Source organism: Microseira sp. BLCC-F43 (genome assembly GCF_041929235.1).
In the GTDB taxonomy this organism is placed as follows: Bacteria; Cyanobacteriota; Cyanobacteriia; order Cyanobacteriales; family Aerosakkonemataceae; genus Microseira.
On the sequence record NZ_JBHFNP010000036.1, the window covers coordinates 78,588 to 103,802 of the forward strand.

The 25,215-nt window shown below is 45.2% G+C and carries 22 protein-coding genes and 2 pseudogenes; 11 read left to right on the forward strand and 13 right to left on the reverse strand.

Translation table 11 applies throughout. The features are described from left to right. Positions 1–69: 69 nt before the first annotated feature. From ACE1CM_RS05995 to ACE1CM_RS06005, 3 genes and pseudogenes are all read left to right on the forward strand, one after another. A complete protein-coding gene (locus ACE1CM_RS05995; RefSeq protein ID WP_374876489.1) occupies positions 70–366 on the forward strand; it encodes a hypothetical protein in 297 nt (98 codons plus the stop codon). A gap of 505 nt (positions 367–871) precedes the next feature. Then, positions 872–2,419: an AAA-like domain-containing protein gene (locus ACE1CM_RS06000; protein WP_374876490.1), complete on the forward strand. Its 1,548-nt coding sequence runs from the start codon at positions 872–874 to the stop codon at positions 2,417–2,419. Positions 2,420–2,598: 179 nt separating this feature from the next. Next, positions 2,599–3,363 (forward strand): annotated as a pseudogene (locus ACE1CM_RS06005) (AAA-like domain-containing protein); the annotation flags it as partial. 136 nt (positions 3,364–3,499) lie between these two features. Here ACE1CM_RS06005 and tnpA read toward each other — a convergent pair. Continuing rightward, positions 3,500–3,912, reverse strand: a pseudogene (gene tnpA, locus ACE1CM_RS06010) (IS200/IS605 family transposase). Positions 3,913–4,249: 337 nt separating this feature from the next. Between tnpA and ACE1CM_RS06015 the strand changes: the two are divergent. The 4 genes from ACE1CM_RS06015 to ACE1CM_RS06030 all read left to right on the forward strand — a co-directional run bounded on the left by ACE1CM_RS06015 (position 4,250) and on the right by ACE1CM_RS06030 (position 6,969). Beyond that, a complete protein-coding gene (locus ACE1CM_RS06015) occupies positions 4,250–4,435 on the forward strand; it encodes a hypothetical protein (protein WP_374876491.1) in 186 nt (61 codons plus the stop codon). Positions 4,436–5,022: 587 nt separating this feature from the next. Further along, on the forward strand, positions 5,023–5,481 hold the full coding sequence (locus tag ACE1CM_RS06020) for a reverse transcriptase N-terminal domain-containing protein (RefSeq protein ID WP_374876492.1): 459 nt from the start codon (positions 5,023–5,025) through the stop codon (positions 5,479–5,481). Continuing rightward, positions 5,462–6,751: a reverse transcriptase domain-containing protein gene (locus ACE1CM_RS06025; protein WP_374876526.1), complete on the forward strand. Its 1,290-nt coding sequence runs from the start codon at positions 5,462–5,464 to the stop codon at positions 6,749–6,751. Before ACE1CM_RS06020 ends, ACE1CM_RS06025 begins: the two co-directional genes overlap by 20 nt. A 50-nt stretch (positions 6,752–6,801) precedes the next feature. Beyond that, positions 6,802–6,969: a DUF433 domain-containing protein gene (locus tag ACE1CM_RS06030; RefSeq protein ID WP_374876493.1), complete on the forward strand. Its 168-nt coding sequence runs from the start codon at positions 6,802–6,804 to the stop codon at positions 6,967–6,969. A gap of 3 nt (positions 6,970–6,972) precedes the next feature. On the opposite strand, the gene ACE1CM_RS06035 is transcribed toward ACE1CM_RS06030, so the two are convergent. The 11 genes from ACE1CM_RS06035 to ACE1CM_RS06085 form a co-directional block, all read right to left on the reverse strand. After that, entirely contained in the window at positions 6,973–7,200 is a 228-nt protein-coding gene (locus tag ACE1CM_RS06035) for a type II toxin-antitoxin system HicA family toxin (protein WP_374876494.1), read from the reverse strand. Next, on the reverse strand, positions 7,193–7,402 hold the full coding sequence (locus tag ACE1CM_RS06040) for a type II toxin-antitoxin system HicB family antitoxin (protein WP_374876495.1): 210 nt from the start codon (positions 7,400–7,402) through the stop codon (positions 7,193–7,195). Before ACE1CM_RS06040 ends, ACE1CM_RS06035 begins: the two co-directional genes overlap by 8 nt. A gap of 30 nt (positions 7,403–7,432) precedes the next feature. After that, the gene (locus ACE1CM_RS06045; RefSeq protein ID WP_374876496.1) at positions 7,433–7,792 is read right to left on the reverse strand and encodes a hypothetical protein; all 360 of its coding nucleotides are present in this window, start codon (positions 7,790–7,792) and stop codon (positions 7,433–7,435) included. Positions 7,793–7,908: 116 nt separating this feature from the next. After that, positions 7,909–8,196: a papain fold toxin domain-containing protein gene (locus tag ACE1CM_RS06050; protein WP_374876497.1), complete on the reverse strand. Its 288-nt coding sequence runs from the start codon at positions 8,194–8,196 to the stop codon at positions 7,909–7,911. Between the two features lie 79 nt (positions 8,197–8,275). Further along, positions 8,276–9,715: a DUF697 domain-containing protein gene (locus ACE1CM_RS06055; protein ID WP_374876498.1), complete on the reverse strand. Its 1,440-nt coding sequence runs from the start codon at positions 9,713–9,715 to the stop codon at positions 8,276–8,278. A gap of 7 nt (positions 9,716–9,722) precedes the next feature. Continuing rightward, the gene (locus tag ACE1CM_RS06060) at positions 9,723–10,238 is read right to left on the reverse strand and encodes a group I intron-associated PD-(D/E)XK endonuclease (protein WP_374876499.1); all 516 of its coding nucleotides are present in this window, start codon (positions 10,236–10,238) and stop codon (positions 9,723–9,725) included. A 521-nt stretch (positions 10,239–10,759) separates the two neighbouring features. Continuing rightward, complete coding sequence (locus tag ACE1CM_RS06065; protein WP_374876500.1) at positions 10,760–11,719, reverse strand: asparaginase; 960 nt, start codon at positions 11,717–11,719, stop codon at positions 10,760–10,762. Between the two features lie 120 nt (positions 11,720–11,839). Then, complete coding sequence (locus ACE1CM_RS06070) at positions 11,840–12,340, reverse strand: CGLD27 family protein (protein ID WP_374876501.1); 501 nt, start codon at positions 12,338–12,340, stop codon at positions 11,840–11,842. 21 nt (positions 12,341–12,361) lie between these two features. Beyond that, positions 12,362–12,826, reverse strand: a complete 465-nt coding sequence (gene rsfS, locus ACE1CM_RS06075) for a ribosome silencing factor (RefSeq protein ID WP_374876502.1) — start codon at positions 12,824–12,826, stop codon at positions 12,362–12,364. A gap of 274 nt (positions 12,827–13,100) precedes the next feature. Beyond that, on the reverse strand, positions 13,101–13,511 hold the full coding sequence (gene yqeK, locus ACE1CM_RS06080) for a bis(5'-nucleosyl)-tetraphosphatase (symmetrical) YqeK (RefSeq protein ID WP_374876503.1): 411 nt from the start codon (positions 13,509–13,511) through the stop codon (positions 13,101–13,103). A 207-nt stretch (positions 13,512–13,718) separates the two neighbouring features. After that, positions 13,719–14,981 carry a glycosyltransferase family 4 protein gene (locus ACE1CM_RS06085; RefSeq protein ID WP_374876504.1) on the reverse strand — a complete coding sequence of 421 codons (1,263 nt, stop codon included), beginning with the start codon at positions 14,979–14,981 and terminating at the stop codon, positions 13,719–13,721. A 269-nt stretch (positions 14,982–15,250) separates the two neighbouring features. Here ACE1CM_RS06085 and ACE1CM_RS06090 point away from each other — a divergent pair, with 269 nt between their 5' ends. Further along, positions 15,251–16,030, forward strand: a complete 780-nt coding sequence (locus tag ACE1CM_RS06090) for an ion transporter (protein ID WP_374876505.1) — start codon at positions 15,251–15,253, stop codon at positions 16,028–16,030. Positions 16,031–16,171: 141 nt separating this feature from the next. Here ACE1CM_RS06090 and ACE1CM_RS06095 read toward each other — a convergent pair whose 3' ends face one another. Next, positions 16,172–17,371 (reverse strand): RNA-guided endonuclease InsQ/TnpB family protein, encoded by a 1,200-nt coding sequence (locus ACE1CM_RS06095; RefSeq protein WP_374876506.1) that lies wholly within the window; start codon positions 17,369–17,371, stop codon positions 16,172–16,174. A gap of 240 nt (positions 17,372–17,611) precedes the next feature. Here ACE1CM_RS06095 and ACE1CM_RS06100 point away from each other — a divergent pair, with 240 nt between their 5' ends. The 3 genes from ACE1CM_RS06100 to ACE1CM_RS06110 all read left to right on the forward strand — a co-directional run bounded on the left by ACE1CM_RS06100 (position 17,612) and on the right by ACE1CM_RS06110 (position 24,893). Next, positions 17,612–20,074, forward strand: a complete 2,463-nt coding sequence (locus ACE1CM_RS06100; protein WP_374876507.1) for a PhoD-like phosphatase — start codon at positions 17,612–17,614, stop codon at positions 20,072–20,074. A gap of 95 nt (positions 20,075–20,169) precedes the next feature. Next, positions 20,170–22,866: a CHASE2 domain-containing protein gene (locus ACE1CM_RS06105; protein ID WP_374876508.1), complete on the forward strand. Its 2,697-nt coding sequence runs from the start codon at positions 20,170–20,172 to the stop codon at positions 22,864–22,866. Positions 22,867–23,465: 599 nt separating this feature from the next. Continuing rightward, positions 23,466–24,893: a DUF4157 domain-containing protein gene (locus ACE1CM_RS06110; RefSeq protein ID WP_374876509.1), complete on the forward strand. Its 1,428-nt coding sequence runs from the start codon at positions 23,466–23,468 to the stop codon at positions 24,891–24,893. The last annotated feature ends 322 nt before the right edge of the window (positions 24,894–25,215 follow it).

A 25,215-nucleotide genomic window follows, 5' to 3' on the forward strand; every position in this document is an offset into this window, starting at 1 on the left:
GCTAATTGCTTTTTACCATTAGCTATTAGGAAAAAATCTAAAATCTAAAATCTAAAATCTAAAATTACTATGAGACGACAGGTGCAATTTTTGTATAACGCCTTAGTCAGGTCAACCTTTTCTAATCCTCCGGTGTTTATTGAAGGATTAATGTTGTTGTTGGCAATGGTTTTATTACCTATTTGGTTCTTGGCACAAAAATGGCCTTATCTAGTGCTTTGCTGTAGCTATATTATCGGAGCCAGTATGTCAATTTTCGTGCGGGAGTCAATCTTGCCATCGTCCCAGTCCCACAGGAATCGGATAATTGTGTTGCTGGCTTCGGTAGCTCTGTTGTTAACGGTCTGCGCGTGGGGATTGGTGTAGAATTAGACGATTGCCATCGGGGTCATAGGCATAGATTTCTCTACCGTGAACTACCTACACCGACCGCTACGCGGTACGGTGTAGGTTTCCAACTTCAAGGGGAATTGCGTCTAGCAGAACCGAAGTTTTGCCAGTCCGACTTACATTCGCTCTGTTGGCAGGGTCGCTAGTTCCTAACGACAACATCCGTAAGACTACCCTTCGGAAACGCTTCGCGAACATTTCCGCTCAAACTCAACTAGCATTTCCACATCTACAGATGCCCGGGTAACAAAGGCGTCAGTGCATTGAACAACCATGCCGGTAAGAGTCGAGTTTGATTATATTATTGAAAAAGCCGAATTTTGTCAATCTATCTATGGTATGATAAAAATAAACTTAACAAAAAGCGGTCAAAGCTGGGTCTAAAAGACTGTTGCACAAGGTCAAATAGGCTCTGAAAGAGGGGAGTATCAAGACAATCAGGCGATGAGTTGAGCGAGTACACAGATAGTCTTCCAGAACAATGGCGATACTTAATAACATCGATGGCAACCAAACCCAGGCGTCCCCAGAATTTCCCAGCGGCCCAGTACCGCTCGATTCTAATTTTTACATCGAACGCCCCCCGATGGAACAACTAATTTACCAAGAAATTAGCAAACCAGGGAGCGTGATTCGGATTAAAGCGCCCAAGCAGATGGGTAAAAGCTCCCTACTGCTGCGTCTGCTTCATCAAGCCGAACAATTAAATTACCGCACTGCTTACATAGACTTTTTGCAAGCAGATAATGAAATTTTTAACTGTTTAGATAAGTTTTTACGTTGGTTTTGCGCTAATGTCAGTCGGCAGTTGCAGCTAGCACCAATGCTGGATGATTATTGGGATGAAGATATTGGTAGCAAAGTCAGCTGCACGATATATTTTCAAGGGTATTTGTTGGAGCAAATAAACACTCCCCTCGTTTTGGCTTTGAATGAAGTCAATCGGATGTTTGAGCATCCCAACATAGCCGAAGAGTTTTTATCCTTGCTGCGCTCTTGGTATGAAGAAGCAAAACAACAGGAAATTTGGCAAAAACTGCGGGTAGTATTGGTTCACTCGACGGAAGTTTATATTAACTTCAATATCAATCAATCTCCTTTTAATGTGGGGTTACCGATTAAATTGGCGGAGTTTAATTTAGAGCAGGTGATTTGTTTAGCAGGGCGTCACGGACTTGATTGGACAGATGGCAATGATGCTAAGAAGCTAATGGCAATGGTGGGGGGGCATCCTTATTTAGTGCGACTGGCGCTTTATCACCTGGTAAAATCGCCCCAAAATCTAGATACCCTGTTAGAAAAAGCCCCTAATATTAACGGCATTTATAGCAGTCATCTGCGAGAAAATTTAGTGCTTTTGCAAAAATATCCGGAATTGGCAACAGCACTTGAACGGGTAATAACTGCTGAAGAAAACGCGAAAATAGAGCCGATACTGGCGGATAAATTAGAAAGTATGGGAATGGTGAAGTTGGAAGGATATAGCATAACCTTAGCCTGCGATTTATATCGACAGTTTTTTGCTGCCCAAAACTTTGGAACAAACGATTTGCAAAAACAAATCGAGCAGTTGCAGAAACAGATTCAAAAGTTGCAACAAGTATCCCACACAGATGAACTAACTCAAGTTGCCAATCGAAGCTACTTTGAAATATACCTGGAACAGATGTGGCAAAAGTTAGCGTTTGAAAATAATCCGGTGTCATTAATTTTGTGCGAAATTGACTTTTTTAAAGTTTACAACGATAGGCAAGGGCAAGAAGCGGCAGATAATTGTTTGCGACAAGTGGCTTGGGCTATCCGCAATTGTACCAGCAGTAAAGATAATTTAGTTGCTCGTTATAATTGGGCAGAATTTGCTGTAATTTTGCCGGAAATAGAAGATAATAGTGCTTTCAAAATAGCCGAAAAAATCCGCTCAAAAGTAAAACAATTGGCAATTCGATACAACCTGCCACAAATGGGCGGGTTTCCGTCTTCGGTTATCACCGTAAGTTTAGGAGTGGCTAGCACAATTCCTCATAGATAAAATTATCCAGGGATTTTAATACGTGCAGCAAATGAAGCGCTTTATGAAGCAAGAAGAAATGGACGATATCGCACAGAAGTTTTCTCAACTTTAGATTCTGAAATAGCTAATGGCTAATGGCTAATTGCTAATCGAAAAAATCCAATTACCAATTACCAATTACCAATTAGCAATTAGCAATGACCAATTATCAATACCAAGTCGGCGGGAGTCTGACAAAAGATGCTCCTACCTACGTCATTCGACAGGCTGATTCAGACCTTTATAATGCCTTAAAAAGGGGGGAATTTTGTGACGTCCTCAACTCCCGACAAATGGGAAAATCTTCAATTTTGGTACGCACCAGATATCTGCTGCAACAAGAAGGATACCTTTGCACCACCCTCGACATGACGCGCATTGGTAGCGAAAATATTACCCCCGACCAATGGTATAAAGGCATTGTAACTGAGTTGTGGCGGGCGTTTAATATTTTAGTAAAAGTAAATTTAAAATCTTGGTGGAGCGAGTTAGAACACCTCTCAGCTATTCAGAGATTGGGAAATTTTATCGAAGATGTATTGTTAGTCAAGTTTCCAGAGAAGCAAATCGTTATATTTATTGATGAAATCGATAGTATTCTCAGTTTAGATTTCTCGATTGATGATTTTTTCGCTTGGATTAGATTCTGCTATAATCAGCGGACAATCAATCCTGAATACAATCGCTTGAGCTTTGCCATCTTTGGGGTGGCGACGCCAAGCGATTTAATCGCTGATAAAAAGCGGACTCCATTTAATATTGGGAAAGCAATAGAATTGCACGGGTTTCAACTGCAAGAAGCGCAACCGTTAGCTGTAGGATTAGAGGGAAAGGTCAGCAATGCTCAAGCAGTTGTTAAAGAAATATTAGCTTGTCCGAATGGACAGCCGTTTCTCACCCAAAAATTGTGTCAATTGTTGCTGCATCTTTTAGCTAATTCGGGCAGAAGCCCCACACTTACCCGATAGGGAAGTGTGGGATGAATGACCGGACAAAAATGGTGCATCCCCTGACTGAATTAAACGAAGTTTAAGAAGGAAGGGGACAGCGCCATTTTTGTCAATCAGGTCTATCTTGGGATTCGATGTATCTTCGCAACACTGACACAGTAACTCCACCACAAGACGCAAGGAAATAAGACCCATTCCATAACACATCTTTTTGGTAGATAATATCAATAATTTGGGCAAAATAACTTCTAATATTGCGACTACTTACAACGTTTAAATTACTAACTTGCATAGCTTAATTGTAAATCGGGATGATACTGGAGAAGTAGGTGAACGCGATCCTCTTCGCCATTAAAATCGACCAATTTACAATCCCACTTCGGCAGCAATTCGCTAAATATCTCATGCAACAAGCGTCAACATCTCTCGATTAAAGACTTTGCGCCGATATTTGGTAGTTAGGACTAGATGCGCCTTTAAGTCACTGACAGACCTACCCTTGCTCACGAAGTCATTTTTCATCGGGTTACTTGCAAATCATCTATAATCAGTGTAAAATTAAACTACTACAGCGACAGCATTCAAGAGAGGTGATTAATCCTTGCTGCTTAACTACCAATATCGTGATTATCCCGAGACAAATCAAAAGTTAACCCTGAATCATTGGTTAAGAATTTGCCAGTAATGGTACAATTGGCAGCTAGGAGATCGCTTTAAATGGTGGGAGGAAAATCGCAGCGATTATGTTGTAACTAGTGGAGAGTTATGCGTAATCTCTTGCAGGTTACCGCGTTCTGACTTAAGAGAAAAGCAAAGTTATTATTCGCAAAAGAAGCTACTACCAATATTCAAAGAAGACTTGATTAAGATAGGGCATTCCGGTGAGTTATTGGACTTCAGTGAAGTGCCTTATAAAACCTTGCAAGCAGTTTACAAAAAAGTAGAAGAAGCTTTTGTTCGGTTTATTAAAGGTGACAAGAATGGTAAGCGTAGCGGTAGACCAAGATTTGTGGGATGTAGAAAGTTGAGTGGAATGGAGGTATAACAACCAACAAAGTGAGAGGAAAGCCGTCTTTCAAGCGTGAATTCTGTCTCACTATCCCCACGTAAAAAGAGTCCCAGACTCCGGTCACGTTAGTAGTAAGTAATGAATCTAACGGAATGCAGACCACGAAAGTATCTAAACCTGGAAGCCTAATCTGGGGGAGGGCAAGGGGAAGTCAGGGAAAGGTTAACGAAAGTGAACCATCGAAGAAGCTTCGTCAGTTTTAAAGAGTGGAATAAGGCTTATACACTCTAACCAAAAGGTAAGTAGGTGGTCTTGACGGTTGAATCGTCCGCAAGAAGACAGAACAGAGTCCTACCGGAGTATAGATGGAACCTAACCCCTAACGAATCTCACACAGTCGAAACTACAGTAAGCCCTATAGATTCTCGCAAGAAATGGTCGATATTGGGAGTAGGTCAACCGTAAGGAAGACGGAATTATCTAGAGGGTAAAGGATGTTGGAGAAAGCGAATGCCCTTGGTAATGCAAGGGATAGAGGTTCAAAATTTGCCTCAGATCGAAAGATGGCAGACTTCCAACAGGTTCTCAACGATAAATCGGAAGTATAAGGAACTGAACCTCAAGTGAAAGATAGAGTCCGTAAGGACATCGGAACCAAGGAAGCCTTAACGCAATGGTCTGACATTAACTGGAAGACCGTGAACAAAAGGATTAAGAACCTGAGACAAAGAATTTATCGTGCTACACAGGAAAAGCGATGGAATCAGGTGAGAAGCCTGATGAAATTGCTAATGCGAAGCTACTCCAATCTTCTTCTGTCTGTACGAAGAGTAACCCAAGAAAATCAAGGCAAGCGAACAGCAGGCACAGATGGTCAAAAGGTGAAAACACCCCAAGACAGGGTGAAGCTAGTCAACGAATGGAAAGATTTCCAACCAAGGAGGGTCAAGCCAACCAAGAGGATATATATACCAAAATCCAATGGCAAACACCGTCCAGTAGGAATTCCGACCATCAACGACCGCATCGCACAGGCAATGGTCAAAAACGCACTCTTCGCCAATCTGGGAAGCCCGATTTGAGGCAAACAGTTACGGCTTTAGGCCAGGTAGAGGATGTCACGATGCCATAGAACAGTGTTTCGCCAGACTACAAAAAGGCAAAGACACCTGGGTATTAGACGCCGATATCAAGGGAGCATTTGACAACATCAGTCACGAATATGTACTCAAAGCTATCGGAGAAATACCGGGTAGAGAGTTAATTAAACAGTGGCTGAAGGCAGGATATATCGAATCAGAAGTATTCCATGAAACGGAAAGCGGTACCCCGCAAGGCGGAATCATTTCACCCTTACTAGCCAACATCGCGTTAGATGGAATGGACGACTGGCTGGGAAGCCTCACAAAAACTAAGTGGGGAAAAACGTACCAGTACGGAAATAAAACAGTCCATAGCAGACACAAGTACAGGAAGTATGGATTTATCCGCTACGCTGACGACTTTATAGTCACTGCCGAAACCAAGGAAGAAATAGAAGAAATCCTGCCAGAAATAAAAGCCTGGTTAGCCAAAAGGGGTCTACAACTCAATGAGGAAAAGACCCAAATCAAACAGATATCAGAAGGTTTCAACTTTTTGGGATTCAATATAAGGCAATACCAAGGCAAATGCCTCACTAAACCCCAACAGGAAAAAGTAAGGGACAAAATAAACCAAATAAAAACCTGGTTAAACGAACATCCGAACGTCCAACCAGAAACGGTCATCAATGTCCTGAACCCAATAATCAGGGGTTGGGCAAACTACTATAAACATGGAGTAAGCAGCCGCACATTCCACTACTTCGACCACAGGATGGTAAAGTTGCTCATCAGGTGGGCAAAGAAAAGACATCCCAGCAAAGGAGTGGAATGGGTCATCCCCCGATATTTTGGCAGAATAAGGGGTGACCACTGGGTATTCACAGCCAAAACCAGAGACAGAAGGGGAAAGTCCAAAGAAAGCTTCATATTCAAGATGGCTACTACGGAAATTACCCGACATGTCAAAGTCAAAGATAAGGCGTCACCCGACGACCCGACTCTGAGAGTTTACTGGGAACAGCGACAAACTAAGTACGGCAAAACGTACTTCGCCAAAGGTTCCAAGCTATATCAGATAGCGCAAAACCAAAACTGGCAATGCCCAATCTGCGGTGAACACCTCTTCAATGGGGAACGCATTGATACCCACCATAAAGTAGAAGTGGTTAACGGAGGCAGCGACGAAGTGAATAACCTAGTCCTCGTCCACAAAGAATGCCACAGACACCTGCATAGTGGGAAGCAACCTGTGTACAAGGGAGCTTGAGCCGGATGATGGGGAACTGTCACGTCCGGTTCTGAGGGGAGAGAGGTACGGTGACGTATCCTCTCTTACCCGACAAAGGAACTAGAATTCCCGTTAGTCTTATATTGGGATATTTAGCCGTTGGCAACACCCAGGAGCAAATTATTCAAGAATTTCCAGACTTATCAAAAGAGCAAATATCCGCTTGTCTTGATTATGCTCTGGTAATTTACTGTTAGACCTCATAGGTTCTCTATAAATTCTTCAATAGTGACTTGTGCTTGCTTGAGAATACCGCTCAACGTACCTACTTTTAGTTCTCGATGCACAGGGACAACGCATCCAATCACACCGTCAGGCATTTGCCTTTTCATCACAACATGACTGCCAGTTTGTCGAACTTGCTCAAAGCCCAAACGTTCTAATACCCGAATTGCTTCCCTACTTGAGATTCGTGGTAGTTTAGGCATAGCTAACCTCAATGCTTGTCACATATCTGGGGGAGGTTTCAGGCAAAGGGAATTCTTCCAAGTATAGCCGCGTTGCTTCTTTAACACCAGCGATCGCCTGCTCAATCGTTTCTCCCTGATCCACAGTACCAACTTCTGGACACTCAGCGATGTACATATCATCTTCTCTATAAACAATGACTGTAAAGCTACGAGTTTTCATCGCGTTCCATCCTTAAAGCCTTAATTCCAATTACACTTTAACCGTTTGAGACTGACTTTCTGACTCTGACTCAATTGAAGAGCGATCTTTGTTGCGATTATGGAATGCTTCCCACAATTTAAAAAACCGATCTAGGGCATCTCTTTCATCAATAGAATGAAATAGAATCAGACTCGCCCAAGATTGGGTTGTTTCGATATTATATCGGGTTCGCACCCAGGACAAAAATTCTTCAAATTCAATGTCTGCATCCGTTTTGGCAATCCCCAGTTGATTTCTGGCTAAGTCATAACCGTAATAAAATGATTGAAAATCAAAGATTGAGTAGCGGCTCAAATAAAGTGTAGGTCTTTTTTTGATTTCTGGTAACAATTCAGCAAAACTAGGCATATTAATTTACTCTCTCGTTTTAGTTACTCAAACTCTTCTTTAATTATAATATTAAGCTGATTGCCGGGTATAACTACTAAATCTTGCCGCCATTCGTCTATTGGTTTACCTTCTGGTTAGAGGTTATCGAAAACTTTTTGGACTCCTTCTATCTCAATCGCAATCCCTTCATGGAAACCATTGGTAGCAATTTGTTGATTTGTGCCATCATCGTAGATAATTCCCTGCAATCCATGTGGGGAAAGCGTTTCAACTCTGATATGTCTGCCTTTAATATTCTGTAATTTCACAAATTCTTTGATAGCGATCGCACACTGGCGACAGCTTCCAATGTCGTATTGCTCGGCGATCGCCCTAATTTGATCAAGCCGATCGATCCCAATTTCTCCTCCTGTATCGGTCATATTTGAAAGTTATTATAAATATTTTTTTATAATGGCTAATTACTTACTTCAACAGCAATTAGCCATTAACAATTAGCCATTAGCCATTAGCAGCTTCAAGCTGTTTCTGCGAATATTCAGGCAAAATACGCGCCACGGCAGGCTTAACAAACCCCTGCAAGAAAGCCGTTCTTTGATTTTCCTGAAACACTTTCTTCAGCGTTTCACCCAACTTTTCAACATTCAAACCCCGCGATTCTTCCACGCTAATTTCTTGAGCTTGGAAATACTCTATCAAGCTAATTCCAGCCAATCGAGTCAAATAAGCCGCACTCACACCCTGCACTGCACCACCCGCTACAAATGTAACGGCGTGACTCTTCAAAATCCCGGTAATCGCCTGAGAAGAAAGTTCAACTAAACCCAGTTTTAGCATCAAACTCCCCATTGTCCCCGCGACGGTTTTCGCTTGTTCCAAGGAGAATTTTTGCTGATAAATATTGCTCAAATCCATCACTAACTGAGCGTTAATTGCACCCGTTGCAACTAAATCGAGTGCGGGTACGGGATTCGCAAATGCTGCGGCTGCGGCTATCCACTGATATTGTTCAATTTGAGGCATGGCGCGATCTCGTCTCACCCCATTCAACACCGCTTTCGCCTCCGCCTTCAACACCCCAGCTTGGCGCCAAGTCGTCGCCAATACTAATTTTTGGGTTTCTTCTGGGACAATTTGGCTAATTTGCGCGGTTAATCCCTCTATCTCCGGCGTTTTCTCTTCCAGCCACTCATTTACGCTTCCATCTGTCTGATGCTGGCGCACTTTCACCGCTTTGGGAGAGGCGGCGATCGCTACCACATCCCCACCCATCCGCTGTTGCAATTGTTGCAGCACAACTGCGCGGTCTTCGGGTAAATACTGGTCTTGTTTATTGAATACCAGCACAACCCGCTGATTTTGGGTTTTGAGTTGCTGTAAAAATTCATACTCGGAATCGGTCAAATCGCCGTTAGTGACAAATAATACCAAGTCGGCAGCGAGCGCTACTTCCTTAGCAGTATCATCCCCATTCCCAGTAAACAACGCGGGCGTCTCTTTAATCGTCACCGATTGCTGGAGATGGGAAACCAAACTTGCTCCTAAAAGATGAATTAAAGTAGTCTTACCCGTCGCTTTTGTCCCCGTAACTGCCAAATTTAGCTCTTTTCGGTCTAATTCTGCCTTTAATTGCCCAACTTTCTGTTGCAGTTGGGGAATCGCGTCATGGTTTTGCGCTTCTGCTTCCAACTGGGAAATAACCGTTTCTACCTTTGCGATCGCGAATTCTGCTGCTTCCCTATCCACGGGGGGCGCAGAAAGCTGCAATTGGACATTTTTACCCTGTTTCCGGAATAACCAGAAACCAGCGCCGAGTGCTATAGCACCCAACATCCCCCATTCATCCACTTGATCGATCGAGTGATGGAAACTCTCTAACGCCCACAGGGAGAAAGATAGTCCAATTCCTCCAATTAAAATTGGTCGCCGCATCACAGACATAAATATTTCAACCTCGTCCTACAGCTTCTTTTATTTCAACAGGCAATGTGCCAATGGCGCTATCACTTTGCTTTTGCACCTCTGTTTTCTCAATCGCAGCCAATTCCCAGATTAACTCCCAAGCGTCGCGATACTGTGCAGAACGCGGTTTTCGCTGTCGTTTCAGGGCTTCAACTAAATGGATTTCGCTACCGTAGCTGATGAATGCATCTACTGGGAAAACATAAAATAAGTCAAGTTTTTCTACGTACACCAAGGCGAAGTCGAAATCCGATCGCTGATAAACGTCTCGGATTGTTATCCGCCGATTTGTCTTAGTGCGACGATTATCCACTACATAGTTACCAGACGGCTCATCAAACCATGCGTACTTGACTTGAATTTTAATTAGAGTTCCCTCTACATCGAATACTAAATCGTAAGGTAAGCGATCGCCGACAGGTTTTAGCACTCCCCAACCGCGTTTTAAGGCGTGAAGTACAGCCGCTTGCTCTGCGATATCTCCTTTCAGCTTTGTATCCACGATAGCGTTTTGTACCTGCGATCGCTTTTAGTAATAGCCGATCGTCAGCATATAACAAATACCTGAAACTATTAATAGTTTCAGGTTTGCGTTTTGTTGATTAACTTGGTGGCGGGAAGTGGATTTGAACCACTGACCTTCGGGTTATGCTTACCACTACAGCTTTTGCTGCCTGTTTGACCAGTTTGTGGTCTGGACTCTCTCTTTACCCTCAGCCTAACTGTTAGGGTACCTCCCTTCGAGTCTCTACACCTTCCAGCTACTTTGGATTCTAGATCTAGATTCAAATCTAAAATCTCAAATCTGCAATCTGCAATTAACTGGCTTGGCTCGGGATTACCACGCTAAAGGCTTCCCCGAATTTGAGAGGCTATCGCACGCAAGTTTCCTCGCGTACAGCCCATAACACAACTAACTTTTAAGCGTTTAGTTAGTTTTGCTTTGCGAGCCCGACGAGCTACCAGACTGCTCTATCCCGCGTCGCTTTATCTAGTATAACCACAAACTCAAAAAAATAGCAACTAGGGCAGCAATAATTCTCCAACAACTTCTAGACGCTTGTACTTGCCTAGATTCACAAAGGTTTCAGCCAAACTGTCTGCCACCGTTGGAGATATCCAGCCCACTTGCCGCAACAGGTGAATTGCCGCAGCATACTTGGCTCGCTTAGAACCGTCGATGACTTTAATCGCCAGTCCCATACCTTCGCCCACCTTACCAATGCACTGAACGCCTTCTGCGCCAGCTTTACTGACGATTTCGCCAGCAGTCAGTCGCATCAGTTCGGTATCGAATTCTCCATCCCCTGCGACCATTGCTGGATGATTGGTCATGGCGCGGACAATGCGTTCCATATCCAAACTTTCCCCCGAAGACAGTCGAGCATACAACGCCGCCATTTGACCCAGTTGCATAAAATAGGTCGGGGCGCCGCAATCATCGTGGGCGCTGATAAACTCTTCCCCTGCCCCTGGCATTCGCAGCAATTCAGCTATTTTGCCCAAGATTAGCTGCTGAACTGGGTGATTGCGCTGCAAGTAAGAATTGAGCCCCCAATTTAACTGCTGGCAGACGGCTAGCATTCCCGCGTGTTTGCCGGAGCAATTATATTCCAGCGGACTCTGTTTCCCTTCTGGGATTGGACACTGGAGTGCCGATGGATCGATATCGCAGCGCCAAAGGACGTTAAAAACCTGCCGTACTTGGTCGATTTTGCCTTGATGCGAACTACAGATAATCGCTAAGTCTTTGTCTGTCAAGCCATAGCGTTCTAGCGTGCCCGTGGTGGTGACTGCTAGTGCTTGGAAAGGCTTGAGCGCGGAACGGGCGAAGGTAGCGGTTTCGCCGCTGCCTGCCACTGATAAAGTACGCCCCCGCTCATCGCATACAACTGCTTGGGCGCGGTGCGTGGATTCAATAATGCCTTCCCGCAGTAAGCTGACTCCCAGTTCTGCGGTTTGATTTCGTTTTCCCCTTGTCATGGGTAAGACTTTAACATATTAGTTATTCGTTATTAGTCATAATCATTAGTAATTTAGTCAATAGTTGTTATTTGACCCATTACCGATGACCCAATCTCAAATCTAAAATTCCCCTGCGGCTTACAGGAAAACCCAGACAATGCAGCCGATACTGAAAATGACGGCGAGGATGCCGAAGGTTCGCACCAGTCGTCCCAGGATGGGTTGCACCTGATAAGTCACCAACAGGCGATCCCGCGTCAGCACTTCTAGTGGTTTCACCCAGGTTTGACCGTCGTACCAGCCCGACTCTTCGTAGAATACCGTCGGATTTACCAGCCGCGAGCGCACGTACCACCAGCCCAAGTATAACCGCAGCAGCACCAACGTCATCAACAGACCTGCGATCGCCGCCCCAAACAGGAAAAACTTACCAGTTGCCTTCATCGGGGCAAAACTTGCTGCTGCGACTGGTCCTGCCACCAGCCAACTCCAACCCCAAACCCAAGCTATTTTTGTTACAAAACTACCCACTTCCAGCGTTGCCCAGCTATAAAACCAAGATTCCTTTAACTCCTGGTATTCGTTGATAGGTTGCTGTTCAAAAGGAACCGGGCAGACCGAAACCGAAGACTCCATCATGGTTTGCGCTTCCCAACCCGATTAGATGCTAGATGCGGTCAACTCTATGCGTTCTGCATGACTCCAGAACGCTTCCAGATTATAAAACTCCCGTTCGCGAGGCATCAAGATGTGGAGCATCACATCGCCGTAGTCCAGCAGCACCCAAGACCCTTCTGCTTCTCCCTCGGTTCGCCTGGGACGCCGCTGCAACTCCTTTTCCACCTTCTCTTGTATAGCTTGGGCAATTGCCCTTACCTGCACCCGCGAAAAGCCGGTAATAAACACGAAATAATCTGCCAAGTACGATACCTCGGATACTCGCAGTACCACGATATCGGCGCCCTTGCGGTCTTCTGCTGCGCTGACGGCGTCCCTTACCAGGAACCAGATCGAATCGCTACGCGATTGCGTCTCCGCCACAGAATCGCTCTGGGATAAAGCAGCATCCGAATTCTCTACTATTGCACGGTATGGGGAATTTACAGTTTTTAAATTATCAGACATTAAATTGATCTATCCTTCTCCAGTTTTCAATGTTAACAAACGTTCTAACTCGAGCCAAATTTCTCCTTTCTGACGGTTAGTTAATCGGTTTTTCAGGTTTTTCTGCAAACTCACTCAATTTTTTCAGGTTCAAAGGCATCTTTGCTATGTAGTTATAAAGTTATTATCCTGGGCTGATGGCCTGTTGCGGCTTGCCATTTGCATTGCCCTATTCCGGGTCAATACAGTTCTAGGGTGAATTAAACGATTGATAGTCATCAAATGTTTCAGCGAATCATCGCCACTTTCCCAAAGAGATTGAGCAATATTTTCCCGACTCACCAGCCGCCCTTGCCTCTAACTCTGAGGTTTGTTCCCGCCGTGGATCTATGCTATCAGCTAGAAATACGATACAACTTATCCGGATCATGCCAGGTCTGCCTAAAGTATGATTCTCTATTGCCTGCAATATTTCTTCATCTTGAACCCCAAAACGATCTCTAGCTACAATTGCGCTTAGCTGTGGGTGCACTAGGTGCGGATTCGCTTCATCAACCCCATCGAGTTCTAAACCTTCCACTTCTGCTATTTCCAACAGTTGTTGGGGGGTAAAATTTTTAGCTTGGTCGTGCATTAACCCAGCCGCAGCGGCTTTCTCAACGTCCAGGTGGCGGATCGCCAGCCAAAAGAGCAGACAGCTGCTCAACTCTGAGAATATGCTGAAGCCGGGAATCGGGCACGTTATCCCCTAACCAAGCTCATACCCGCTCGCCCATCAACCTAGTAATTTCCACAGGTAACAACATAACGATCGGCAAGCGCAACTGGCTTCTACGAGAAATTACTAGGTTTATTTTATCGTTTTTGACTGGAGCGATGCAGCTGCACCGTGGTTTTACGGCTTAAACTTCACTTAGTTTGGTACGGCATTCCGGATGGTAGCTGGAGCGGTAGTGACTTCTGCAAATAGCGCCTCATACCGATCCAAAGCTTGCTCGAAGGAGTATTGCTCGACTGCATACCGCCTGCCTTGCTGACCGAACTTTTCGGCTTTTTCCCGATCGGCGTACAGATCCTTGACGGCAAATGCTAACGCATCGGGGTCTTCTGGGGCAACCACCAGTCCGCCACCGCTTTGCTTAACTGCTCTGGCTGCCGTGCCGCTGGCGGGAACACTGGCGACGATCGGGCGTCCCGAAGCCAGCAGCACTTGGGTTTTTGACGGCATGTTGAAGGCGATGACGTTTTTCTTTTGTACGATCAATCCCACATCCGCTGCTGCTAGCATTTCCGGCAGTTTTTCGCGAGGAACGAACGGTAGCAACCGCACGTTGTCGGCACCGCGATCTTGACAATACTGCTGCAATTCGTGCAAGGCATTTCCTTCGCCAACGATCGCAAACACTATATCTGGAATATGTTGCAGGCGAACGGCAGCCTCAATAACCGTATTTAAGCCTTGGGTGCGCGCGATGTTGCCTGAGTAAAGCACCACGAATTTACCTTCGAGTTGATGCGCGATGCGGAAGGCGTTATTTTCTTTGGGTAAGGGGCGGATAAAATTTACATCCACCCAGTTGGGAATCAAAGCAATTTTGTCTTCCCTTACACCCTTTTTGACCAAGTTTTCCACAAATACATCACTGATGGCGCTAATCTTGTGCGCTGTTTGGTAGGCGAATTTTTCCAAAGCTTCAAAGACTCGAATCATCGTTTTGCTTTTCAGTAGCCCCGTGTGAACTGCTGCTTCTGGCAAAATATCTTGGAGGTTGAGAACAACCGGACAGCGGTGCAACCATCCCAGGAACGCCGCCGGGACGGAAACGGGCAGAGGGGGTGAGGTAAGCAGAATCACATCCGGGCGCTTACCCTTAATCGCATGAACCAAACTCAGCAGCACAAAGCTGCCATCTAACAGAATACGATCCAACAAATTTGGTTTGGGGCGCACCCACAGCCAATTGCGCTGAACCACGACGCCGTTTCCGCTTCTTTCGGTAATCCACAACTTGCCGCGATATCCCGCATAAATGCGGCGTTCTGGATAGTTGGGCATCCCCGTGACAACGCGTACTTTGTGACCGCGCTTGGCTAGACCTTCTGCCAGTTCAGTCATTAAAGGAGCGATGCCAATCGGCTCTGGAGCGTAATTGTAAGAATAGATTAGGATACGCATATCACACCAAGTCCATGAAATTCGACGGTTAACTGGGAAATCAAGTTGGGTTTTTCAGGTAGGGTCAGCAGTCAGGCGGTCTTGTCTGAGTAGATTCATCTTGTTTGCTCCATCTTTCGGGTCCCACCCCCTAGCTGATCGGCAGGCGTAGCCTACCCCTACCGGCATAGCACACCTAATGCTAATTTTTAAGGTAAATTGGCTAGGTTGCTCCTAGCATCCCCCAGCTTAGGCCGCGAGGATTGATAAAATTATTACCAATTTCACTCATGTCGATCCGAGAAAAGATTTCCTTTTACTTTGAAGACATTGAAACGCCTACCGGCAGAATCATCAATCTAATTATTACAGCTCTAGTTTTATTATCGTCCGCGATCTTTATTATTGAAACCTATGAAATCCCTCAAAGTCTACGGCTTCATCTAAACTTTACAAACTCCGTAATTCTACTGATATTCGCCCTGGAGTATTTGTTACGTTTTTGGTGTGCTGAAGAAAAGATTAAGTTTTTATTGAGTCTTTTCTCTCTAATTGACTTGCTCGCTATTATACCATTCTTGATCGGAGTAATAGATATAAGTTACATCCGCATTTTTCGATGGTTTAGAATTTTGCGGTTAGTTCGCTTTTTAGAAGGAAAGACGGTTAAAACCCGTTTTAGCAAGGGAGATAGCGTCATTTATGCCAGGATATTATTTACTTTGTTTGCAATTATTTTTGTTTATTCAGGATTAATTTATCAAGTCGAGCATCCAGTTAATAGGGCGGAGTTCAGTACATTTTTGGATGCGGTTTATTTTGCTGTAGTAACGATGACAACGGTTGGGTTCGGCGATGTGACGCCGATTTCAGCAGCGGGTCGCCTCCTGACGGTGCTGATGATTTTTACCGGAATTGGACTGATCCCCTGGCAAGTGGGAGATTTGATTAAGCGCTTGGTGAGAACGGTCAACAAGGTAGAGACGCTTTGTCCGAATTGCGCGTTATCTTTTCACGATGCTGATGCAAGGTTCTGCAAAAATTGCGGGACTAAGTTGGAGGACAATTGAACCCCTGGTACGATCAAAGCGCAATACGTGCTAGGCACATGCTGCGCGAACGCAGGGATCGGCAATTCTGTATTGGTCACCAGTCTGTTACAGGAACATGCTCTTGACACTCCCCCGTCTAAAGAGCGGGGGATTCTTCGTTCAGCGAGCGATCTTACTCACACTTGTTGCCAAGTCCGAACAGAGGATCTTCTCTCCGGAAGCGTTGAAAGTTGACCTGTGTCCCACGGTACTTGCTAATTGATAGCCAGTCTGTTTCAGCGCTTTATCTAAAATATTAATTGCTGCATTATAGTCGCGGTCTAAGAAGCACCCACATTGACAAACGTGAGTGCGAACAGACAGCGACTTTTTCACAAATGCACCACAATTGGAGCAATTTTGAGAGGTATATTGCGGTGGTACTCCCACCACAATTCGACCGTAAACCTTACCCAAATACTCCAACCACTCGGTGAACTGCGACCAAGCAGCATCACTGATAGACTTAGCTAGATGGTGATTCTTCACCATATTCCGGACTTGTAGTTTCTCAAACGCCACAAAATCATTATATTTCACCACGCACAATGCCATTTTAATAGCAAAGTCTTTACGCTGGCGGGAAACTTTTAAATGCTTGCGTCCTAACCGATTAATCGCGCGCTTTCGATTGCGAGAACCTTTCTTCTTTTTAGAAACGCGCCGCTGTAATCGCTTTAAAGCCTTTTCTGATTTACGCAAGTAGCAGGGGTTTTCTACCTTATTCCCTTGTGAATCAGTGTAAAAGGCTGACAAACCAACGTCCAATCCAATGGTTTTACCAGTTGGTCGAATGTCGATATTGCGTTCGGCAACGATTGCAAACTGAACGTAGTATCCATCGCTGCGTCGAATGATTCTGACGCGCTTAATTTGGTTGGTTTGATAGTAGTGCAGGTCGTAAGTACCAATCAGCTTAAGAGAACCGATATCGTTTTTATCGGTGAAGTTGATTGACTTACGATCCTTTGATAGCTTCCATCCCGTCTGCTTGTATTCTACGGAACGATTTCTTTTCTGGAATCTTGGGTAACCCTTTTTCCCTGGCTTTCCAGATTTGCAGTTCTCGTAAAACCTAGAAATTGAAAAGGATGCTCTCTCGGTAGCCGCTTGTCTGGCTTGAGAGTTTAGCTTACTCGCCAACTCAAACTCTTTAGCTAATGTTGCACTTGATCTGCTAATTTCAAACAATTTAACGCCAGGATTATCCATCCAAAATATGATTGCTTTATTGCGGATAAATTGGCATATTCTGATAGCTTCATCTATCTTCAGATACTGCTCAAGTTTTCCTTTTGCTTTGAATTCGTATGTAATCATGGCGCTTTCTTTATCGACCTGGTTAAATTTTATAATTATTTATTGCTGACTCAACCTCGTAAATACAAAAGTTAATGTGCCAGAAAATCTTGACTGCGAATAAATAAGCCCTTGTCGCATTTCATCCACCGGATAAATCACGGTGGCTTTCATGCTCCCGTTTTTCTTTAGGTAAGTTTGTATATTAAAGTCATCCTTAAGATTCAGGCTGCTAGATAGTCGAGTGGAGACTTCGCGCCCATGTCGTGGACACCCCTAAGCCACCGCCTTGCCTGCCTGCCTTTAATTTTGGCTGGCCCCATCCTGCGGCGCACCGAACCGGATGCGGTTACGGTTTGGGTCGCGTTAAAAAAACCTTGCCAAGTCGGACTGGGCGTATATGCCACCCACGCCGGGAACAAGGTAATAGCAAACCCCATCCTCGAAGGTTCGCGCCAGACAGTCCCCTTGGGTAAATACCTGCACGTAGTAGCCGTGACGGCAAAGCCAGTCACTCGCCATCAACTCGAAGCCGGACAAATCTACGCCTACAGCCTCACTTTTTCCCACTACGATGGCGGATGGCTCAAAGCTTTAAACTCAGAAAGCTTGCCCTCCAACGTCACGGTTAGCTATTTCGAGCATGGTCTGCCCACCTTTGCCCTACCGCCGGAGGATTTAAACCACCTGCGAATCGTACACGGTTCTTGCCGCAAACCCCACGGAGGCGGACAGGATGCCTTACCCATACTCGACGATCTGATCGCCTTGGAGGCTGGGTTGCCAAATTCCAGACCCCACCAGCTATTTTTTACCGGCGACCAAATCTACGGAGACGATGTCGCCGACCCCCTGCTGTGGGCGGTGACTGACGCCGGGGATACCCTGCTGGGGTGGGAAGAAAATCTCCTCACCAGCGATGGAGACAAAAAACCCAGCGATCTAAAACCGGGTACGCGCAGCGATATCGCCAGAGATGACGGCGGCTTTACCGCCATGCTGATCAATCACCCCGAAAAAGCTAAAAGTCACCTGTTTAGCTTGGGCGAATACTACGCCATGTATTTGTTCGCTTGGTCGCAAGTTCTTTGGCCCGATCGTTTCCCTCCTGGCAAGAAAATTCGCCAACACTCCAAGGACGCAAAACTGTGGGATCGGGAAGTCGATGCTTTACAAAACTTTGCTAGCGATTTGTGGAAAGTCCGGCGACTGCTGGCGAATGTGTCAACTTATACCGTATTCGACGACCACGATATCACCGATGATTGGTGTCTCAATCGCGAGTGGTGTAACCGCGTGTTAAGCAAGCCGCTTGGCAGGCGTGTGGTGCAAAATGGAATGCTGGCGTATGCCGTGTTTCAGGGATGGGGAAATACCCCCGACCAGTTTGAGTCGGGGCAACCCGGTGAGAAACTATTACAAGCGGCGGTTGATTGGTCTAATTCGGCGGGGACGGATAAATCTGCTTTTGAAGCAATTTCTAAGTACGTGGGAATTCCCCCCCTCGATCCGGAAACGGGTTTGCCGAAGTTCAAACTTGACGGCGATGTTCTGATTTTGGATCGAGATTATCCGGATGTCCCGACAGCACTACGCTGGCACTATACGGTGAGAAGCTTTAACCATGAAGTGCTGGTGATGGATACGCGCACTTGGCGAGGTTATCCCTTGGGCGAAGATGCCTTGATGCATCCACCCATGCTTTTATGTCCGACAGGATTTGACCAACAGATTTGCCAAGCGCTAACTGCTTCACCCCCCTCATTCCCTCCTAAAACAGGGGGGAGGACAATCGAAGTAACCCTGGTGGTTTTACCGACAAATTTGGTGAGTTTGTCGATTATTGATTTGGTGCAACGGTTGCATTTGAGTCAAGGTAAAGTTTTTGGATCGGATGTGGGGGACTCGTGGAATTTTCACGAGGAAGCTTTTACCCAGTTGCTGGCGGAACTGTTTAAGCAACGCGATCGGATTACCATCCTCTCTGGCGATATTCACTATTCCTGTGCAGTTCGACTCAACTACTGGTTCCGTCGCCATTTTGGCGATGCACCCGTCAATCCCGATACACAGGAATTACCACGGGTATTGGCACAATTAACTGCCAGCGCGTTTAAAAATGCCGAGTGGAAAACATATGTTGCTCACACAAAATTAAAATCTATTTTTCCAGAACCCGTACAAGAATGGGCGGGATGGAACGAACCACCGCAATTGATTGAAATCCAAGTCACGCCGCAAATGGTGCGGATGATCGATGTAGAACTTCCCGAGCAAAAACCAACTATACGGTCATTTAAAAGAATGAGCGGCACTGAGGAAATAGCTTGGGAAATTGTTATCAAAGATCGGAATTCTTTTCCTGATTGGCGCTATCGGATTGATTGGATTAAACGCGAGCCAGCGCAGGAATTGCTCGGAGATTTGAAATCAATTGCTACGAGTACGCAGAGTTTATTAGGTTCTTCCGAACGCAAAAGTTGGCAAAATAGCGTATCTTTGATTTGGCGAAATCAGTGGTTGCAAGAAGGTGAGGAGATTGTCGGACGAAACAACTTTGGGTTAATTACTTTTCAATGGTCGCCCAATCAGGATAATAAAGCGGTGATTCAAGAGGTTTATTGGCGATCGCCTTGGGAACCCACCCGGATCGTTTTTAGCCGGTATGTAGTCCCTCTGGGGTTTGTGGCGCCGCCACCTCCACCCAAAACCTTCGCACCCTAGCGCTTGCTACTTTTTTTAATTTCTTCCCCATTACCCATTACCCTCGTTCCCACGGCTCTGCCTGGGAACGCCATTACCTAAAATCTAATTCATCAATGAGTGATTATCAATACCAAGTTGGCGGTAGTTTAACCAGCAATGCTCCCAGTTATGTGGAGCGACAATCAGATGTAGAACTCTACGAAGCTTTAAAACAGGGTAATTTTTGCTACGTCCTCAACTCCCGTCAAATGGGAAAGTCTTCGCTTTTAGTGCGAACTAAACATCGCCTCGAACGAGAAGGATTTAAATGCACTGCTATCGATATGACCAATATTGGCAGTGAAAATATCACTCCCCTGCAATGGTACAAGGGCATTGTTGCCGAGTTGTGGACGGGGTTTAAGTTGTTAAATAAACTTAACTTGAAAACTTGGTGGCAAGAACAGGAGGATTTTTCTTATATTCAAATATTAAATAACTTTATTATGGAGTTAATAGAAGTTCAATTTTCGGAAGATAGGTTATTTATTTTTATTGATGAAATCGACAGTACGCTAAGTTTGAATTTTCCGGTTGATGACTTTTTTGCCTTGATTCGATTTTGCTATAACCAAAGAGCAATTAATCCAAACTACAAGCGGATTACGTTTGCTATTTTTGGGGTGGCTACGCCTTCTGATTTAATTAAAGATCGGAATCGCACCCCCTTTAATATCGGTCAAGCGATAGAACTAAAGGGTTTTGACTTGCAGTCAGCTGGGGCGCTAGCTGAGGGATTAAAACTAAAAGAGGGAAATAGTCAAGAGGTTTTAAAAGAAATTTTAGCTTGGACAGGAGGGCAACCATTTCTGACGCAAAAACTGTGCAATCTCGTCACTAATTTTAGCGAAGATAGGGCGGGTAGCCTGGTGACAATTACACCGGGAACCGAGGCAGATTGGGTGGAAAAGATTGTCAGATCCGGTGTGATAGAACGCTGGGAATCCCAGGATGAACCGGAACACCTGCGAACCATACGCGATCGCATCGAACGCCAGAGCAAATATACGGGCAGAATGCTGGGGATTTACCAGCAAATTTTACAAGGATTTGCCGTTAAAACCGATGATAGTCGCGAACAAATTGAACTTTTACTCAGTGGTTTGGTTGTGAGAGAACAAGGGTTGCTGGATGTTAAAAATCCCATCTATGAAGAAGTTTTTAACCTCGAGTGGGTGGAAAAACAATTAGCTGCTTTGCGTCCTTATTCTCAATCTTTGGAAGCTTGGGTTGCTTCCGAACGAACTGACGAATCGCGTCTATTGCGCGGAATTGCGCTCAAAGATGCCCTGAATTGGGCATTGGGGAAAAGTTTGAGCGACTTAGATTATCAATATTTAGCTGCGAGTCAAGCATTGAGCAAGCGAGAAACTGAAAATGCCCTAGAGTCCGTTGAACAAGCTAGTTATATCCTCTCTTTTACTAGACGAAACACTAAAAAAGAATGTCTCAAACATAGAATTTGGTCAGGTTGGACTGCGGTAACGGCGCTATGGGTCGCCAGCTTGGCGATCCTTTTACGTTTGACGGGATTATTCCAGGGAATGGAATGGGATGTGCTAGACCAGTTTTTTCGGTTACGCCCTTTAGAATCTCCCGATCCGCGTATTGTTATTGTTACCCTTGGCGAAACGGATATTACTAAGATGGGAAAGTGGCCGATACCCGATCGAGTTTTAGCCCAGGCAATTACAAATATCAAAGCGCGCAATCCTAGAGCAATTGGTTTGGATTTATATCGCGATTTACCTGTAGACCCGGGTCATGAAGCATTAGTAGAAATGTTTAAATCTACGCCCAATTTAATTGGGATTGAAAAAGTTGTTGGCGCTCGAATTGCCCCGCCCTTAGTATTAAGCCAGTTAGGGCAAATTGGCTTTGTTGATATCGTGTTGGATAACGATGGCCAAGTCCGCCGTGGCTTGCTATCGGTGCAACGCCAACAGCGAGTTTATCGGAGTTTAGCATTGCAAATGGCCTTAATCTATCTGAAAGCGGAAGGGGTGAATGGCAAAGAAATAGACGAGAATCGCTGGCAGTTTGGTAAAGCTGTTTTCCAGCCATTTGAAGCAAATGACGGCGGCTATGTTGGCGCTGATGATGGCGGGTATCAAATTTTGATGAACTTTCGCGGTTTGTTAGATAATTTTCCGACAATTTCCCTGACTGACCTGCTGAACAATCCGATTGCACCCGGTTTAATTGAAAATCGCATTATTTTAATTGGTGCGACGGCTGAAAGCCTTAACGACTTTTTTTATACGCCCTACAGTAAAAGTTTGTTTGGCGCGGCAGAGCGGACGCCGGGAGTGGTAATTCATGCTAACTTGATCGGTCAGATTTTAAGTGCGGTTTTAGATGGAAGACCTTTGATTAAGGTTTGGAGTAAACCTAAAGAATGGTTCTGGATTTTCCTCTGGTCATTAATCGGAGCAGGGTTAACCTGGCAGTTCCAGTCTTTGTGGGCGATCGCTTGCAGTATCTTGTTGGCATGTTTCGGGTTATTATTGATTACTTACTTGGCTTTTTTACAGGGTTGGTGGTTGCCTGTAGTTCCACCAATGGTAGGATTAGTCGGAGCAGCGAGCGCTCTTGCTATCTTCATCAACAAAAAATTAGAACAACTTCAACTCCGACTCATTCTTCAACGGCTCTTAGAAGAATGTGCTGTTTCCCCCACAGCTGGACGGATTGCAATTGAATACTTGAAACAATCAGAAAGCGATAAGAATCAAGCTTTGATCGAACGGTGGATGAGCGATAGGCGCTGACTTGAAGAGGACGGGTCGAGTGGCAGACAAGGGAGAGCGGGGACACCCCATGGTAGGATCCAGGAAATTCTAACTTTGAAGAATTCTCTTCTTCTCCACGCATAATATCATGTCCGGTTACATACCCATAGTTATCAATGACTTGGGAGAACGGTGACACGGTGACGGGTCGAGATTTTGATTCAGGGTAATTAGGCGGACATCATATAAATTCTTCAGGACTGACGCACGGGGAGCCAAAAACAAAGGTGATGCGTCAATCTCTAGTAGAGACGTTACATGTAACGTCTCTACAATTAAACCCACGATTTTTCTATCACCCTTGTTTTTTTGCTTAATTCCCGTTCTTTTTAGCGATGGTGTAAAAGACTGAGGCACGCGGGGCCAAAAACCCAGTTTCTGCGTCACTAGAGCGCCTCGAAACCGACGATTTATCCTAGAAATCGAGTTTTTTTGCGTGGATAAAATTATGAAGTATTATTGCGAAGTGAAACTCGCCGTCCGGCGAAAGATAAAATGAAATATCCGCGCGGCGAGCATCCTCATGCTTAATAGCAGCAAGAAGCTCTCTCAGGCGGTGAACAAGGAGAAAAAAGGCAATGAGTGAAAGAAGCTACGCCCAAACCAAAAACTCATCAAATGCCTATTCTCCTGCCAAATCGCCCGAGTCATTCCAACGCCCTTTCACTGATGAGCGAGATGATTCACCAGCAAGGAATTCCAACCCATCAATACAACCTAAAAGGTCTCGCCCTAAAATAGATTGGAACAGAGTTTCTCTCGTGGCACCAGAACCGGGCAGTCAGGATTCAAACAGCTTCCCAACCGTTCAACGCGCAGAGAACTCCGAACAGGGTTTAGAGGCAAAAGAACCAGCCGCATCCAGCAATTCAACAACAGCTATAGATGGGTCAGATGGCAATAGCTTGCAGGAAAAAACAGAGAATAGCAAAATATCGAAACAAGGGGCAGAACAAAAACCAAAAATAGCCCGTGCTGGCTTGAACTGGCGAAATATTACCATAGAAGCGCCATCGAGGCAGGGTGCTTTTGCTGTAGAGCAACCAATTCAACGCCAAGTTCTGGAGGAGAAGGAACAGTCTGAATCGAATTCTCTGGAAATGCTTGATGGGGCAATTCAGGCTAAATGCAGTGAATGCAAGCGTGAAGAAGAACAACAGCTTGACAAGGAATCAATTCAAACCAAACTAACAGTTGGCGCACCGGGGGATAAATACGAACAAGTTGCTGATAACATGGCTGCAAAAGTCATGAGGATGCCAGACTCAGCTCTACAGCAACCAATTCAACGCCAGACGGACTCTGAAACAGAAGCAGTTGGAATGCAACCAGAGGTAAATTCCATCACCCCATTGGTGCAGCGTCAGACAGCAGAAGATTCAGAACAAGTACAGTTGAAACCTAATGGCAGTAACCAGGCAAGCGCCAGCGTAGAAAGCCAGCTCGCGGATTCTAAGGGTGGAGGTAGCGCTTTACCCGATGATGTACGTAGTTTCATGGAGCCGCGCTTTGGGGCAGATTTTAGCTCTATAAGAGTGCATACAGACTCCAATGCTGTCGGGATGAACAAGGAGTTGGGGGCGCAAGCATTTACTCATGGTAGCGATATTTACTATGGGGCGGGGAAATCTCCTGGTAAAGATGAGTTGACGGCGCATGAGTTGACTCACACCATCCAGCAAACTGGAGGACAGCGTAATGCACCAGCAACACAACCGCTAACTCATGGGGAGGAAAAGCAACCCGAAGACGGGAATCAGTCATTGTCAGCAGCGAAAGCGACTCCTGAGTTGGATCAAAATAAAACTCAGCCAGTCTTTCAGCAGGAACAACCAAACAAGGAAGTTGCTAACCCTGTTCCAGAAAAAGAACTTGCGAGGCAAAATTCTCAAACACAGACTGATTTAGAGTCTCGTAAAACTGAAATTTCACAAGATATCCCAGCAGCGAAGGCGGATAAATCCCCAGAAACAAAACCAGTCACAGAAGTTGCTAATCCTCAATAGACATCTCCAACCCCAGAAACAAAACCAGTCACAGAAGCTGCTAATCCTCAATAGACATCTCCAACCCCAGAAACAAAACCAGTCACAGAAGTTGCTAATCCTCAATAGACATCTCCAACCCCAGAAACAAAACCAGTCACAGAAGTTGCTAATCCTCAATAGACATCTCCAACACCTGCTGTTACTGGAGGAGAAACTCAACAAGTAAACCAGGAAAAAACGGCTGAAACACCTGCTAATACTAATCAAAAGCCGGAAACAGGGAATATTGCTGGTGTAAATACCCAAGTACCCGATTTAAGTCAAGCAGATCGGGGGACTT

Bases quoted from the DNA above. Each gene is read 5' to 3' on its own strand.
- ACE1CM_RS06040 (WP_374876495.1), bottom strand. From the start codon at position 7,402: ATGAAAACTCGTAGCTTTACAGTCATTGTTTATAGAGAAGATGATATG.
- ACE1CM_RS06035 (WP_374876494.1), bottom strand. From the start codon at position 7,200: ATGCCTAAACTACCACGAATCTCAAGTAGGGAAGCAATTCGGGTATTA.
- ACE1CM_RS06050 (WP_374876497.1), bottom strand. From the start codon at position 8,196: ATGACCGATACAGGAGGAGAAATTGGGATCGATCGGCTTGATCAAATT.
- ACE1CM_RS06065 (WP_374876500.1), bottom strand. From the start codon at position 11,719: ATGACAAGGGGAAAACGAAATCAAACCGCAGAACTGGGAGTCAGCTTA.
- ACE1CM_RS06085 (WP_374876504.1), bottom strand. From the start codon at position 14,981: ATGCGTATCCTAATCTATTCTTACAATTACGCTCCAGAGCCGATTGGC.
- ACE1CM_RS06070 (WP_374876501.1), bottom strand. From the start codon at position 12,340: ATGATGGAGTCTTCGGTTTCGGTCTGCCCGGTTCCTTTTGAACAGCAA.
- ACE1CM_RS06110 (WP_374876509.1), top strand. From the start codon at position 23,466: ATGAGTGAAAGAAGCTACGCCCAAACCAAAAACTCATCAAATGCCTAT.
- rsfS (WP_374876502.1), bottom strand. From the start codon at position 12,826: ATGTCTGATAATTTAAAAACTGTAAATTCCCCATACCGTGCAATAGTA.
- ACE1CM_RS06055 (WP_374876498.1), bottom strand. From the start codon at position 9,715: ATGTCTGTGATGCGGCGACCAATTTTAATTGGAGGAATTGGACTATCT.
- ACE1CM_RS06105 (WP_374876508.1), top strand. From the start codon at position 20,170: ATGAGTGATTATCAATACCAAGTTGGCGGTAGTTTAACCAGCAATGCT.
- ACE1CM_RS06045 (WP_374876496.1), bottom strand. From the start codon at position 7,792: ATGCCTAGTTTTGCTGAATTGTTACCAGAAATCAAAAAAAGACCTACA.
- ACE1CM_RS05995 (WP_374876489.1), top strand. From the start codon at position 70: ATGAGACGACAGGTGCAATTTTTGTATAACGCCTTAGTCAGGTCAACC.
- ACE1CM_RS06095 (WP_374876506.1), bottom strand. From the start codon at position 17,371: ATGATTACATACGAATTCAAAGCAAAAGGAAAACTTGAGCAGTATCTG.
- ACE1CM_RS06090 (WP_374876505.1), top strand. From the start codon at position 15,251: ATGTCGATCCGAGAAAAGATTTCCTTTTACTTTGAAGACATTGAAACG.
- ACE1CM_RS06100 (WP_374876507.1), top strand. From the start codon at position 17,612: ATGTCGTGGACACCCCTAAGCCACCGCCTTGCCTGCCTGCCTTTAATT.
- ACE1CM_RS06000 (WP_374876490.1), top strand. From the start codon at position 872: ATGGCGATACTTAATAACATCGATGGCAACCAAACCCAGGCGTCCCCA.